Here is a 14,297-nt window from a genome sequence, read left to right on the forward strand (position 1 = left end):
GGGGAAACACTTTGCATAATTCTCAGTGGCCTATCATCATTATTACTCTTCTTCCTCTCCAAAGTGATTTGGTAATCCCTTGCAAAATCCTGGCGTAGCAGTGATGCGGGCGGTCAGAAACACGGCGTGGTATCCCAAGCGCCGCGCTTACCGTACGTTGTTCTGGCGAGAAATCACCCCATTAGCCGTGCCCATCTTTATCGAAAACCTCTGCGTGATGCTGATGGGCGTCCTCAGTACCTTTTTGGTGAGCTGGCTGGGTAAAGAAGCGATGGCGGGCGTCGGTTTGGCCGACAGCTTCAACATGGTGATCATCTCCTTCTTTGCCGCCATCGATCTCGGCACCACGGTGGTGGTGGCGTTCAGCCTGGCGAAACGCAACGGCAAACGGGCGCGAGCCGCCACCAGACAGTCGCTGGGATTGATGACCGCGCTGGCGTTTGTGCTGGTGATCGCCATCGAGTTTTGGGGGCATCTGATCATTGATGTGATTGCCGGCAGCGCCGATCCCAAAGTGAAAGAGCTGGCGCTGAGCTATCTGCAAACCTCGGCGTGGAGCTATCCCGCAGCGGCAATTGCGCTGATTGGCAGCGGCGCGCTGCGTGGTGCGGGCAATACCAAAATCCCGATGCTGATCAACGGCGGCATGAACATTCTCAACATCGTGATCAGTAGCGTGCTGATTTACGGCTGCCTCGGTTGGGAAGGGCTGGGCTTTGTTGGTGCCGGATTGGGCTTGACCATTTCGCGCTACATCGGTGCGGCGGCGGCGATTTATGTGCTGTATCGCGGCATTACGCCAGCCCTGAAAATCTCCATCGCCAGCTATTTCCGGCGCTGGGACCGCAATATTCTGATGGAAGTGTTGGGCATTGGCGTGCCCGCCAGTATTGAATCGGTGCTGTTTAACGGCGGTAAGTTGCTGACGCAGATTTTTGTTGCTGGCATGGGTACCAATGAGATCGCCGGTAACTTTATCGCCTTCTCGATTGCTTCGCTGATTAACCTGCCGGGTAACGCGCTGGGATCGGCGTCGACCATTATTACCGGCCGCAGGTTGGGACTGAATCAGGTGATGCAGGCTGAACGGCAAATCAAACACGTTTTCTGGCTGGCGATGATTGGATTGTGTTCGCTGGCGCTGATCACCGTGCCGCTCGCCGGAACACTCGCGCAGTTTTACAGCCGCGATCCGGAAGTCATTTCAGTTACTAAGCATTTAATTTGGCTGAATGCCGCCTTTATGCCGATCTGGACCGCTTCATGGGTGCTGCCCGCCAGCCTGAAAGGCGCGCGCGATGCGCGTTACACCATGTATGTGTCAATGTTTAGCATGTGGGGCGCCCGCGTCGTAGCAGGTTATTTCCTTGGGATTGTGTTGGGAATGGGCGTGATAGGCGTGTGGCTCGGCATGTTCCTCGACTGGACGGTGCGCGGCGTATTTTTCTGGTGGCGACTCAACAGCGGCAAATGGCTGAACAATTACCGCAAGATGATGGCGAAGAGCAGGGGATAGGGCATTGGCTGGTGCCCATTGTGGGCTCTACGTATATGCATTAATTGGCAATGAAGCGCACAACTAATCGGTTTGGTTATAGGAGAGAATACGGTTTACTGTCAGCGTCAATCATTTGTGGAGAAGCTGACAATGAAACACCTCTTGCAGCAGTGGTTTAACCAACTGATCAATGGCGAGACTGGACCCGCAGAAGAGCGCGAATTCGATCTCAGTAATCATATCGACCTGCTGATTCCCATCAGCCAGCTGTACGGTGTTGAGTTCCATCCTTCGGTGTATCGTTACTATGAGAGATGAGCGCCTGCACCATGTCATCCGCTACAGCTACTGGAATGAGCTGTGCGCTGTTGAATAAAGAACCCGCTCTAGCCAGCGGGTTTTTTTATGCCTGAAATTTGACCCTTCGTTCAAAAAAATTCATCAGATTTTCACACTCTCTATCAATTGTCTTGATTCCGTAATTTTCTCGTAAAGAAATGTATTCCTAACTCGCGGCGTGCGTGTAAGATAGAAAAGTAAATGATAACCATTGGCGTTATCATTTGGGTGTCACGCCAGCTCAACGCCTTGCCGCCGGAATGCTTCTGCGCCAGGCCCTCCGCTGATGTGATGTGCGCGTCAATCATTACAAGAAACTCACTCCCTTAAAAATGGATAAAAATCGCACCCTGCCGTTTGGCAGCTTCAATTCGTTGACCCTGTTCACCGGGCTTTGCATTGGTATTTCTCCTGCTGCCGCATTAGCGGCAGAAAATGCCAACAAAAAATCTGACGATACCTTAGTGGTTGAAGCGCATACGCCATCGCTGTATGCCCCCAACGCATCTGCCGATCCGAAATTCAATCGTCCGCTGGTGGATACCACCCGCACCATGACGGTGATTCCGGATCAGGTGATTAAAGATCAGGGCGTAACCAATCTTACCGACGCGCTGAAAAACGTGCCGGGCGTGGGCGCGTTCTATGCGGGGGAAAACGGCAGTTCTACTACCGGTGATGCGGTGTATATGCGTGGCATTGATACCTCCAACAGCATTTACGTTGATGGTATTCGCGATATTGGTAGCGTGGCGCGCGATACCTTCAACACTCAGCAGGTTGAAGTGATTAAAGGGCCATCGGGCACCGATTACGGACGCAGCGCGCCGTCAGGTTCGATTAATATGATCAGCAAACAGCCGCGCCTCGATACCGGGCTCGACGCCTCAGTCAGCGTTGGCAGCGCGTGGATGCGTCGCGGCACGCTGGATTACAACCAGGCGATTAACGACAACGCCGCGTTCCGCCTCAATCTGATGGGTGAGAAAACTCACGATGCGGCGCGTGATAACGTGCAGAACGAGCGTTATGGCGTTGCGCCATCGCTGGCGTTGGGTCTGGATACTGCAACGCGCTTGTACCTCAACTATCTGCATGTGCATCAAAACAATACGCCCGATGGCGGCATTCCAACCATTGGCCTGCCGGGCTATTCGGCGCCGAATGCGGCGACATCGGCACTGAACAATTCTGGCAAAGTCGCGACCAGTAACTATTACGGCACCGATTCTGACTTTGATAAATCGACCACCGACAGCGCCACCATACGCTTTGAGCACGATATCAACGACAGCACCACCATCCGCAATACCACACGTTGGTCGCGCGTGAAGCAGGAATATCTGCTGACGGCGGTGATGGGCGGCGCCACCAATATCACTGCCCCGAACCGGAACGATGTGAATAGCTGGAGCTGGTCGCGCCTGGCGAACACCAAAGACATCAGCAACCGCATTCTCTCCAACCAAACCAACATCACCTCGAAGTTTTACACCGGTTCGGTTGGGCACGATGTCAGCGCGGGCGTGGAGTTTACGCGTGAAAATCAAACCAACTACGGCGTCAATGCGATTACGCCGCCATCGGTTAATATCTACCATCCTATCAGCAGCATTTCGGTGGGTGGATTGGACAGGAATGGTGCCAATGCTAACGGGCAAACCGATACCGCAGGCATTTACGCCTTTGATACGCTCGCGATAACCAAAAGTTTTGAACTAAACGGCGGCATTCGTCTCGATAACTATCACACTGAATATGACAGCGCGACCGCCTGTGGCGGCACCGGACGCGGTGCGTTGACGTGCCCAGCTGGCGTGCCGCGCAATACGCCGGTTACCACCGTGGATACCGCGAAATCGGGCAATCTGGTGAACTGGAAAGCCGGTGCGCTTTATCGTCTGACCGAGCAGGGCAACGTCTATGTTAACTATGCCATTTCTCAGCAACCGCCAGGCGGCAGCAGCTTTGCACTGGCCGCGGGCGGCACTGGCAACAGCGCCAACCGCACCGACTTCAAACCGCAGAAAGCCAAGTCCAGCGAAGTGGGCACTAAATGGCAGGTGCTGGATAAACGTCTGTTGCTGAATGCAGCGCTGTTCCGTACCGATATTGAAAATGAAGTCACCGCTAATGACGACGGCACCTATTCGCAAGCCGGTAAAAAACGTGTGGAAGGTTATGAGCTCTCAGCCACTGGCAACATCACGCCAGATTGGGAAGTGATCGCCGGCTATACCCTACAGCATGCGTCAGTGACCGAAGGGGATAGCGTATCGCAGGATGGATCTTCTGCGCTGGCTTACACGCCGAAGCACGCCTTTACGCTGTGGACCAACTATCAGGCAACCGATGCGATTTCAGTCGGTGCCGGTGCGCGTTATGTGGGCAGCCTGCGTCGCGGCAGCGATGGTGCGGTCGGTACGCCGGATCACACCGAAGGTTATTGGGTCGCCGATGCCAAACTGGGCTACAAGGTGAACAACAACCTCGATCTGCAGCTCAACGTGTACAACCTGTTTGACACCAACTATGTTGCGTCAATCAATAAGAGCGGTTATCGCTACCATCCAGGCGAGCCACGGACTTTCCTGCTGACGGCAAACGTGCATTTCTAAGTTAACGTCGTGGGGCGTGCGCGCCCCACAATTTTTGAGAGAACAACGCGATGATGTATCACATTCCTGCTGTACTGACGCCGGAAGAGGTAGCGAGTTTTAGCACGCTGCTGCAACAGGCCGCATGGATCGACGGAAGGGCGACGGTCGGCAGCCAGGGCGCGACGGTGAAAAACAATCAGCAGATCGATACCCGCACGCCACTGTACGATCGCCTGCAAACTGCAGTGATGCAGGCGCTGAACAACAACCCGCTGTTCTTTTCCGCTGCATTACCACGATCGATTTCCACACCGCTGTTTAACCGTTATGAGCAGGGCGAAACCTACGGTTTTCATGTCGATGGCGCGGTACGCCATAACGGCGCGGCGGGCTGGATGCGAACCGATCTCTCCGCCACGCTGTTCCTCAGCGAACCTGAAAGCTACCAAGGTGGTGAGTTGGTGATTGAAGACACGTATGGTCAGCACAAGGTGAAACTGCCAGCGGGCCATCTGGTGCTGTATCCGTCGAGCAGCCTGCATTGCGTCACGCCGGTTACCCAGGGTGCGCGCGTCGCTTCATTCCTGTGGATTCAGTCGATGGTGCGCGACGATAAACAGCGTGCCATGCTGTTCGAGCTGGATCGCAATATTCAAAGCCTCAAAGCGCGTCACGGTGATAGCGCAGAGCTGTTGTCGCTGCTGAACATGTATCACAACCTGCTGCGCGGCTGGACGGAAGTGTAAAAGCAAAAAGCCCGCTTAGTTTCCTAAGCGGGCTTCTCTAAATATGGCTCCTCTGACTGGACTCGAACCAGTGACATACGGATTAACAGTCCGCCGTTCTACCGACTGAACTACAGAGGAATCGTGTGAACGAGGCGAATATTAATGGCGCCCCTTGCAGGTGTCAACAGCTTAAAACACATTTGTATTCAACTGGCTAGCATTAGTACAAAGCGATCGCGATTTAAGCAGGTTCTGCTGTTAGCATCGCCAGTCGCGCCAGGGGATCCTGACGATAGAACTGCTGCAGATGGCGATACATCGCCGGGAAACGGTTAGCCAGTAAATCCGGTGCGCTGAAGAAATACTCCGACAGCACCGCAAAACATTCAGCCGCATCGCTGGCGGCGTAAGGATCGATGGTCGCCGCCTGTTCACCGACTAATTCAACTTCCGCTTCAATCTCCGCCATTGCCTGCAGCAGGTCTTTCTCCCAACTGGCGACATCGCGCAGCGCCATCACCGGAATGCCGCTGGTATAGCCGCTGCCGCGCGCATCGAGTTTATGCGCCACTTCGTGGATCACCAGGTTAAAACCGGAGAGATCGAGCGAATCCTGAATATCCAGCGCATTCAGCACCACCGGACCTTGCGTCCAGCTTTGTCCAGCGTGCACCGCCGGCGCGTGATGCACCAGGCCGTTATCATCTTCCCAGCGATCGTCGACATTGAAAGGTTCAGGATAGATCAGCACTTCATGAAAGCCATCGAGCCATTCGAGACCGAGCTTCAACACTGGCAAACAGAACAGCAGCGCCAGACGCGTCAGTAACAGTTCATCGAGTTGCAGGCCTTGCAGAGGCGAGATTTTTTTCTGCTGCAGGAAGCGTTGCGCCAGCGTAACCAGCGCGGTTTTTTCATCAGGATCGAGCAGTGAAAAGATCGGCTGCGCCAGCGCCTGTTGCCAGGGCAGCGCCAGTACTGAAGTCTCTATTTGCGCATGCCACGGCCATTTGAACATTGCGTCACTCACTCTTCAGACGAAAACAGTATCCTGGCGCGGCAAAGGGGAAATTACCAGCGCGGAATCAAAGCCGGAGATTCAACCAGTTAATGGGGGATTTGTCTGTGATTGGCGTGGCAAAGCAGGAAAGTAAGTTTGCCCTCACCCCAACCCTCTCCCGCAGGCGGGAGAGGGAGCTTGCTGTGCAAATCTTCACGTGCTCCCCAAACTTCTACATCGCTAAAAACGGTTCCCTCGCCCGCCCGCGGAAGAGGGTTAGGGGGAGGGGACGTCTTATCGTTCAACCCGCTGGAACGCGATCACCCAAACCCACGGGTTCACTTCCCAGCTGGTGGCGCCGTACTGTTTCTGCCACGCTTTGCGGTACGCTTCTTTTGGCGATTCGGAATTCATATTCATGGTGAAAAAGTTATTCAGGAAGTGCGAATCGGTCTGCACGCCTTCCGCCATGATGTCATCTTCACTAATGTCCTGAATCTTCTCGGCTCGCACCGAGGTGATTTGCAGGTCGATGCGGCTGGCCCAGCGCGGCATATGAATCGCGGTTTGCCAGCCAAACTGCTCGGCATTCTGCATATTCTCATCCAGCTGTCCCAATTCATTGCTGTCAGCGCGATATTGGCAGTAAGCCGCATTGCGGAACGGCAGAGGATCGCGTTCGTAATCCGCCAGCATCGCCTCCGGCACGATCGGGCCGCGCCAGGTTTCACGTACCCACAAACCATCGCCCGCCTGACCAAATGGGCAGTGCGAACTGACATCGGTCATCGACATCAATTTATAGCCGTGCAGATGATTGGCACTGACATCAAATGCGTGTACGCCCTCATGATGATCCTGACCCGGACCAAAGGCTTGAGTTTTCATAATGCGCCGGGTCTGCGTTTGCTGGCCAACCAGCAGGGCGCGTACCCGCTGTTCGGAAAAAAGAATCGGCCGTTCTTTCATTGCATACCTCTTAATGTGTCACAAACCCGGAAACTGCGAAGAATCCCCTAACATCCGTAGATGCGAGAGCTAGCATAATGGGTTTGAATCAGTTTGCTTAATAATTTGTCGACTTAGTATCAGGCTATTCTGGCAATTTTAGATGTAAAAAATGGTTCATAAGCAAAATGTGTGCTGAAAAGGACTTTGCAAGGGATCAGAAGCCATAAATTTTCCAGATACAGTACGTTATAAAGGCCATTATGGGAACCTTTTCAGATTATGCCGTGTTGATCTGCCTCTAAGAAGCCCCATTTATTAGCATAGACATCTGGAATTTATCCCTAAAGCGAAATTTGTTGATGACGCGAATATATTAAACCTATTGAACAGAGTTATTTAACTAAAACGCACTAAGGAAATACCGAAATCGCAATGGCTGCTGTGCAAGCGGCGTTAACAGCGTTATAACAAGATCGGGATCTCATTTTTACGCCTGGCACCGCCTGGACGGATGTAAAAAAAGTGTCATGACCAGGCCGCTATGATGTCCGCAGGAACGTAGATAACAGCAATAACAGGAGAAGCACGATGTCACTTACTCAATGGCAACAACGCTACGAGAATTGGCTGCAGCTCAACTGGCTGCACGACGACAAAGCCCACGATATCGCGCACCTACGCCGCGTCTGGATGAGTGCTAAGCGCATCATGCAGCACAGTGACGCCGATCCTATGGTCGTGATGACCGCCTGCTATTTTCACGATGTGGTCAACCTGCCGAAAAACCATCCCGAACGTCATTTAGCGTCAACTTATGCCGCGGAAGAGACGCGCCGCATACTGCAGCAAGATTTCCCCGACTTCCCGTTCGAACGGCTGGATGCCGTTGCGCACGCGGTGCAGGCTCATAGCTTTAGTGCGCGTATCGCGCCGCAAACGCTGGAAGCGAAAATCGTGCAGGATGCCGATCGTCTCGAATCATTAGGTGCTATCGGCCTGGCGCGCGTTTTCTATACGGCGGGCGCGTTAGGTCGTCCGCTGTTTGATAGCGAAGATCCGTTAGGAAAGGATCGCGAACTGGATGATGTGAAGTGGACCTTGGATCACTTCCAGAAAAAGCTATTGGGTTTACCGCAAACCATGCAAACCGAAGCTGGACGCCTGCTGGCGGAACATAACGCCGATTTTCTCGTCCACTACATGGGCAAACTTTGCGCCGAGCTGCAGGGCAATTTGACCTCCATCGATGAGTCGGTGTTAAGAGATTTCAGCCCTATACACTCGTAATATTAAATTTTTATGACAGTCTGTTAAGTTTCATCTGCTTCCGCTACGTTGTTGTAAATCAAAAGGGAGTATGAAAATGACCGAGACAGTTAACTTAACCATCAAAATTGACCCGGCACTGAAAGAGCACATCAAACAGTTAGCCGCCGATAACCAAATCTCCATGAGTCAGGAGATCGTTAATCGCCTGCAGGCCAGTTTAGATGCGGGTGCGCAACCGGCCATTGATAGTCTGGATACTCAGGAAGCGGTGGAAGATCAGCTCTCCGCTGCGGAACTGAAGCAGATTCGTGCACTGCTGAAGAAAAGTAAGAAGAAGAAATAAGCAGAAAACCCGTCACTGACGGGTTTTTTTATGCCTGCAGATTAAATACGGAACTGCTGCGCGCGCTGCGTTAGGCGGTCCGATAAGGCGCGCAATTGCACTGCCGATTGCACCTGATGGGCGTTAAGCGCTTCGTTCTGCTGCAGCTGTCCGCTCATCTCCACCACTTCCAGCGCAATCTTTTTCACCCGATGACTCTGCGCAGCACTGTTGTGCTGTAGCTCGTTCAACTGCGTCACCACGCCAGACACCGCGCTGCCGATCTGCGCGAACAGCACCTCCAGCGCTTTCACCTTATCGAAGCCAGCATGCACATGTTGCTGCGTATGCTGAATCAATCCGTCAATCTGGCGCGTCGAGGCACCGCTTTGCTGCGAGAGCAAACCCATCTCTTTGGCGACGACAGAGAAGCTGCGTCCGTAAGCGCCGGCATGTGCCGACTCAATTGCGGCATTCAGCGATAACAAACGCGTCTGCATCGACAAGTCATCCAGCATGCCAACAATCCCGGCGATATCATCCGACGCGGTGACAATTTGCTGCATCTGGGTTTCCATCTTATCGACTTCCAGTGCGCAGTTACGCATCAACGCATCGGCAGATTGCGCTTCCTGCGTCGCCTGCTGCGAGAACTGGGCACCAATCTCCACCTCTTCAGAAACGCGATCTAAGCGCTGCGACAGATGATGGAAGCTGGCATTTTGCTGCTGGTGTTGCTGCATCACTTTCTCATTGTACTGCTGCATATCTTCTGCGCCGGCGGCCACGCTGACCGCCACCGTGTTGATGTCGCGCACAATCTGCTGCAAGCCGCGCCGCATGGTCTCGATTGACTGGAACAGCTGGCGCGTTTCCAGCGACTGACGACGCGGAAGGTTTTGCGCATCGACCAGATCACCGGTGGCGATCTGTTCCAGCTGCGCATTCGCGCGACGCAGCGGCAACAATACGCCGCGCATCAGCAGGCTGGACGCCAGCACTAACAGCGCCATCAGTATCGCGCTGACCATCAGCGACAGATTGCGGCTCTGCTTCAAGGTGCTGAGGGTGTTTTGATTCACGCTGCTGAGCTGCTGATTGGCCTGCTCGATTTCACTGAACCAGGCATCATTAAACTGCTGCTGAAATGCCTGCATCGGCACCATAAAAAAGGCGTTGATGTCGTTGGCCGCTAATCCTTTCAGCTGCTCCTGCAATCCTGCCGCTAGCATGGTAAAACCTTGCGCCAGCGGGCTATCCGCATGGGCGTGGTAGGCGGCGAACTGTTGTTGCGCCTGTTTCAACGAGTCATCGGCTGCCGCCGCCAGACTTTTCCAGCTATCCACCGAGCCACTTTGTTGATCCTGCATCAGATAAATACCGGCGCGATGGCTGTTATCACTGGCGGTGAGCAGTTCGATGCGCGCTTTATCCAGCAGGGCCAGACGTTCGCGCAGTTGATTCGCCTGCTGCAACGAGGTTTGCGTCTGGTTAACGTGGGTATTCAGTAGCAGCACGCCGGCAAACTGCAGCAAGCAGAACAGCGCAATGAACAGCAAAAACTGGCTACGTAAACTGGTGAGCCACAGCGGAATACGCGGGGAGAACCGCGCGCGTAACCGCAACGGCAGAGTGATAACAGACAGAAGTGACATCACACGCCTCCAAAAAATAAAACAGGAGTATTGGCAGCACGCGTGACAGTTTGGTGACAGCGGGCGCGATTAGGCGGAAAACAGCATAAAGCGCGGCCCTAAATAAAATTGTGGTCCTGAATCGCTACGCCTTTTGCGCGGCGTGCTGTTCAATCAGCGGCAATAACAGTTGTGCCACCGCAGCAAATACCGGCACCACTACCGAGTTGCCGAACTGCTTGTAGGCCTGCGTATCGGAAACCGGAATGCGCAGTTTGGCCTCGCCCGGCGCTTCAAAACCCATCAGGCGGGCACATTCTCGCGGGGTTAAACGACGCGGACGGCGCGCCATATTCTCCGCCTGCTGGAAATCTGCTTCGCCTTGCGCGTGATCCCAGCCGCGATCGATGAGGATTTCCGAACCATCTTTGTAGTAGCGCGCCGATAAAGTACGCACGCAAATGTTCAGATTACGCGGATCGTTAAGGCCAAAGCCGAAGCCGTTACCTTTGGCTTTATGCTTTTTCGCGTATTGATACAGATAGTTCCACAGCGTGGGCGATAGCGTGTATTTTGCTTCCGGCTCGGATTCCAGCAGGCTGTGTAACGACGGCACCTTTTGCGGATAGAGCGCGGGCAGGGCGCGCAACGAAAAGCCGTTGCTGAGCCCGCTATCACGGCGAATGCCCACCAGCACGATACGCTCACGATGCTGCGGCAGGAAATGGCGCGCATCGATAATTTTCGCATCCGGCAAACCGCCGTCATTGGCATCGGCCACGTCATAACCGAGTTCATCCAGCGTGGCCATAATGATGGCGAAGGTGCGGCCTTTATCGTGGCTCTTAAGGTTTTTCACGTTCTCCAGCACGAAGAACGGCGGCTTCTTGGCGGCCAAAATGCGCGCCACATCGAAGAATAGCGTGCCTTGCGCTTCGCACTCAAAACCGTGCGCGCGACCCAACGCATTCTTCTTGCTCACGCCCGCCAGCGAGAAGGGCTGACAAGGAAAACCGGCCAGCAGCACCTGATGATCGGGAATGGTGCGATCGATATGCTGATAAATTGCCTGCTCATCGCTGATGCCCGCGGGCTGCGTTACCAGACGAATATCACTGTTGAAGTGATGCAACTGTGGATCGCTATACAGATTGGCTTTATAGGTGCGCACCGCTTCTTTATTCCATTCGCTGGTGAACACGCATTGACCGCCAATCTGCTCGAAGCCACGACGAATGCCGCCGATACCGGCAAACAGATCGACAAACTGGAATTTGGCGTCGTCATAGTGCGCCGGACGCTGCGGCAGCAAGGCCTGCAGGCTGGCCACTTCGCGGCTGGAGAGCGCCGGCGCGGCACTTTTACCGGCGCGGATGCGATTCAAACGCGGCACGCTCCAGTCGCGGCCACCGGCTTCAGTTAAGGTGATAACCACATCGCGTGCGGCATAGATATCGAGCACCTGCAGTAACAGCGACGTCGCGTCATCCTGATCGGCGGTTAACGGGGAGGGCGAGACGGGGTCGATAGCGAGCATGCGTTTTTCCTTAACAGTGAAGCGGCTATGCTAACACTCATCACGCAACGAGGAAATTGGCGTGCGGTGTGCTTTCGCTTTTGGCTTAAACCGCTAAAGTTGTAGAAGCGCTAATACAAGGAGACGCCATGGCAGACGTTCACTCGCAAGCCATTCGCAGCAAAAACATGCGCGCGATTCGCAATCAGGATACCGCGATTGAACAGCGTATTGCGTTGATTCTCAAAGATCGCGGCTTCACCTATCGCGTACAGGATAAAGCGCTACCGGGCCGCCCGGATTTTGTCCTGCCCGCTGAGAAAGCGATTATCTTTGTTCATGGCTGCTTCTGGCATCGACATCACTGCTACTTATTCAAAATGCCGGCCACGCGCACCGAATTTTGGAGTGGCAAAATTAACAGTAACGTTGAGCGCGACCGGCGTTACGTCGAACAACTGCGCGAAGGAGGTTGGAAAGTACTGATTGTTTGGGAGTGCGCGCTGCGCGGCAAACTGCAGCTGCAGGACAGCGCGCTGATTGAACGTTTAGAAGAGTGGCTGCTGGCCGCAACCGACAGCAGCGAAATCGACCATCAGGGCTTGCATCACTATCGCGTTGAATAGTGCGAGATTGTTGCTTTTAGCCGCTATAACAGTTTAGATCTCCCTTTTCTCTGGGACGCGGAATTGAGCCATGAGCAGCATCAAACTTACCGTTAAGCGCCTGTATCAACTCCGCGATGAGCGGATGGTGACAACCCAAGCCACGGCGCGCATTTATCTTGGCGACCGGCTGGTAGCCACCGAAGAGATCAGCGGCATGACGGAAAGTCCAGTGAGCAAGTATTTGCACGCCGGGGATCTGACGGGGCCGTTACGCGTCGAATGGGACTGTGCGGGCATCGCCGATATGTCAGTAACGGCGATTGAGCGTTGCCCCTGTTGTCAGGATCACGAACCGGAATAATAAGGAATACCACTTTGGCAGGAACCAGTTTACTCACCCTTCTGGATGATATTGCAACACTGCTCGACGATATCTCGGTCATGGGCAAAGTTGCGGCAAAGAAGACCGCAGGCGTATTGGGTGACGATCTGTCGCTGAATGCGCAGCAGGTTAGCGGTGTCAAAGCCAACCGTGAATTGCCCGTTGTATGGAGCGTTGCAAAAGGCTCCTTTCTTAATAAATTCATTCTGGTGCCGCTGGCGTTATTGATCTCGGCGTTTGCGCCCTGGTTGATTACGCCGCTGCTGATGATTGGCGGTGCCTATCTCTGCTACGAAGGCGTGGAGAAAGTGCTGCATAGCCTCAATCACGATAAGGCCGAGCAGAGTCCGGAGGCGCGTCAGCAGCGTCTCGACAAACTGGCGCAGCAGGATCCGCGGGCGTTTGAAAAGGACAAAGTAAAAGGCGCAGTGCGCACTGACTTTATCCTCTCGGCGGAGATTGTCGCCATCACGCTGGGCATCGTCTCAGAGGCGCCGCTGCTGAATCAGGTGCTGATTCTCGCCGGTGTCGCCATTCTGGTGACCATTGGCGTGTACGGCATCGTGGCGATGATTGTTAAAATTGACGATTTGGGCTTTTGGTTAAAAGAGAAATCTTCCACGGTCGCGCAGGCCATTGGCGGCGTATTGCTGGCCTTTGCCCCCTGGTTGATGAAAGCCTTAACGTTAGTCGGCACGCTGGCGATGTTTTTGGTTGGTGGCGGCATTGTGGTGCACGGCATCACGCCGCTGCATCACGCCATTACGGAATACAGCGCCGGATTCAACGGTTTGGTCTCGGCACTGCTGAGCAACGGCGCCAATCTGGTGATCGGCTTTATCATTGGGTCGATCGTGCTGTTGGGCGTAAATCTGATTGCTAAGCTGCGCGGCTAGCAGTTATAAAGCGCTGTAAATTTTTAATCACGGTCAGGAGAACGATGATGAACGACGATATGTTTGAATTTGATATCGATGCACAGCTGGAACAGGCTGAAGCCAAAGCGGCAGAAAAAGCCAACGAAGTGCCTGCGGATATCAGCGACGAAGCGGATTGCGAAGGCTGCAAAATCTAATTTTCCTGTCCAGGACGTGCTATCAAAGCCGACAATAAATTTTGTCGGCTTTTTTTATTTACAGAGTTTTTAACTGCTTATTCTGATTTAGTAGCAGTAATAGATTAATCGTATAGGAAAAAATCGGTCACAGCTGCTATACCTAAATTCGGTCATTTAACGATGAAAGAGGGAGGTGCGGTATGATCTTTGCAATCAGTGACGAAGTTCAGCACAAACAGGGCGGACCCACCATGGTGGTCACCGGCTATGCCAGCGGAATGGTAGAGTGTCGTTGGTATGATGGTTACAGCGTGCGACGTGAGGCGTTTCGCAGTGATGAACTCAGTCACGTATCGAGCGCGCAACAGCTGGCCAGTTAAACACATTCGGGAC

General features: G+C 53.8%; 15 protein-coding genes and 1 tRNA gene. 11 read left to right on the forward strand and 5 right to left on the reverse strand.

The genetic code is table 11. The features are described 5' to 3' along the window. Window positions 1-103 precede the first annotated feature (103 nt). From IB226_RS02940 to ybiX, 4 genes are all read left to right on the forward strand, one after another. The gene (locus tag IB226_RS02940) at window positions 104-1,516 is read left to right on the forward strand and encodes an EmmdR/YeeO family multidrug/toxin efflux MATE transporter (RefSeq protein WP_137386053.1); all 1,413 of its coding nucleotides are present in this window, start codon (window positions 104-106) and stop codon (window positions 1,514-1,516) included. A 132-nt stretch (window positions 1,517-1,648) separates the two neighbouring features. Beyond that, entirely contained in the window at window positions 1,649-1,816 is a 168-nt protein-coding gene (locus IB226_RS02945) for a hypothetical protein (RefSeq protein WP_167391193.1), read from the forward strand. Window positions 1,817-2,169: 353 nt separating this feature from the next. After that, entirely contained in the window at window positions 2,170-4,455 is a 2,286-nt protein-coding gene (locus tag IB226_RS02950; RefSeq protein WP_192233513.1) for a catecholate siderophore receptor Fiu, read from the forward strand. A gap of 50 nt (window positions 4,456-4,505) precedes the next feature. After that, window positions 4,506-5,183: a PKHD-type hydroxylase YbiX gene (gene ybiX / locus IB226_RS02955; protein ID WP_192233515.1), complete on the forward strand. Its 678-nt coding sequence runs from the start codon at window positions 4,506-4,508 to the stop codon at window positions 5,181-5,183. 44 nt (window positions 5,184-5,227) lie between these two features. Here ybiX and IB226_RS02960 read toward each other — a convergent pair. The 3 genes from IB226_RS02960 to IB226_RS02970 all read right to left on the reverse strand — a co-directional run bounded on the left by IB226_RS02960 (window position 5,228) and on the right by IB226_RS02970 (window position 7,134). Continuing rightward, window positions 5,228-5,303 (reverse strand) — tRNA-Asn (locus IB226_RS02960). Window positions 5,304-5,406: 103 nt separating this feature from the next. Then, window positions 5,407-6,183, reverse strand: a complete 777-nt coding sequence (mtfA, locus tag IB226_RS02965; protein WP_101762794.1) for a DgsA anti-repressor MtfA — start codon at window positions 6,181-6,183, stop codon at window positions 5,407-5,409. Between the two features lie 276 nt (window positions 6,184-6,459). Next, entirely contained in the window at window positions 6,460-7,134 is a 675-nt protein-coding gene (locus tag IB226_RS02970) for a hypothetical protein (protein WP_101763938.1), read from the reverse strand. 570 nt (window positions 7,135-7,704) lie between these two features. Between IB226_RS02970 and IB226_RS02975 the strand changes: the two genes are divergently transcribed. Both IB226_RS02975 and IB226_RS02980 read left to right on the forward strand, forming a co-directional pair. Beyond that, on the forward strand, window positions 7,705-8,403 hold the full coding sequence (locus tag IB226_RS02975; RefSeq protein ID WP_192233517.1) for a phosphohydrolase: 699 nt from the start codon (window positions 7,705-7,707) through the stop codon (window positions 8,401-8,403). Between the two features lie 76 nt (window positions 8,404-8,479). Next, window positions 8,480-8,728: a hypothetical protein gene (locus tag IB226_RS02980; RefSeq protein ID WP_008105442.1), complete on the forward strand. Its 249-nt coding sequence runs from the start codon at window positions 8,480-8,482 to the stop codon at window positions 8,726-8,728. A 41-nt stretch (window positions 8,729-8,769) separates the two neighbouring features. Here the strand turns inward: IB226_RS02980 and IB226_RS02985 are convergent, their stop codons facing one another. After that, window positions 8,770-10,362: a methyl-accepting chemotaxis protein gene (locus IB226_RS02985; RefSeq protein WP_192233519.1), complete on the reverse strand. Its 1,593-nt coding sequence runs from the start codon at window positions 10,360-10,362 to the stop codon at window positions 8,770-8,772. 124 nt (window positions 10,363-10,486) lie between these two features. Further along, on the reverse strand, window positions 10,487-11,878 hold the full coding sequence (gene dcm, locus IB226_RS02990) for a DNA (cytosine-5-)-methyltransferase (RefSeq protein WP_192233521.1): 1,392 nt from the start codon (window positions 11,876-11,878) through the stop codon (window positions 10,487-10,489). Between the two features lie 128 nt (window positions 11,879-12,006). On the opposite strand from dcm, the gene IB226_RS02995 reads away from it, so the two are divergent. The 5 genes from IB226_RS02995 to IB226_RS03010 all read left to right on the forward strand — a co-directional run bounded on the left by IB226_RS02995 (window position 12,007) and on the right by IB226_RS03010 (window position 14,284). Continuing rightward, the gene (locus tag IB226_RS02995; protein WP_101763942.1) at window positions 12,007-12,483 is read left to right on the forward strand and encodes a very short patch repair endonuclease; all 477 of its coding nucleotides are present in this window, start codon (window positions 12,007-12,009) and stop codon (window positions 12,481-12,483) included. 70 nt (window positions 12,484-12,553) lie between these two features. Next, entirely contained in the window at window positions 12,554-12,826 is a 273-nt protein-coding gene (locus IB226_RS03000; protein ID WP_008105433.1) for a hypothetical protein, read from the forward strand. A 14-nt stretch (window positions 12,827-12,840) separates the two neighbouring features. Next, on the forward strand, window positions 12,841-13,743 hold the full coding sequence (locus tag IB226_RS03005; RefSeq protein ID WP_101763943.1) for a DUF808 domain-containing protein: 903 nt from the start codon (window positions 12,841-12,843) through the stop codon (window positions 13,741-13,743). A 44-nt stretch (window positions 13,744-13,787) separates the two neighbouring features. Beyond that, on the forward strand, window positions 13,788-13,922 hold the full coding sequence (locus IB226_RS23320; RefSeq protein ID WP_255253243.1) for a hypothetical protein: 135 nt from the start codon (window positions 13,788-13,790) through the stop codon (window positions 13,920-13,922). A 182-nt stretch (window positions 13,923-14,104) separates the two neighbouring features. Next, window positions 14,105-14,284 carry a YodC family protein gene (locus IB226_RS03010; protein ID WP_101763944.1) on the forward strand — a complete coding sequence of 60 codons (180 nt, stop codon included), beginning with the start codon at window positions 14,105-14,107 and terminating at the stop codon, window positions 14,282-14,284. Window positions 14,285-14,297 lie beyond the last annotated feature (13 nt).

It is taken from the genome of Pantoea sp. PNT03 (assembly GCF_014852515.1).
Lineage (GTDB): Bacteria > Pseudomonadota > Gammaproteobacteria > Enterobacterales > Enterobacteriaceae > Pantoea > Pantoea leporis.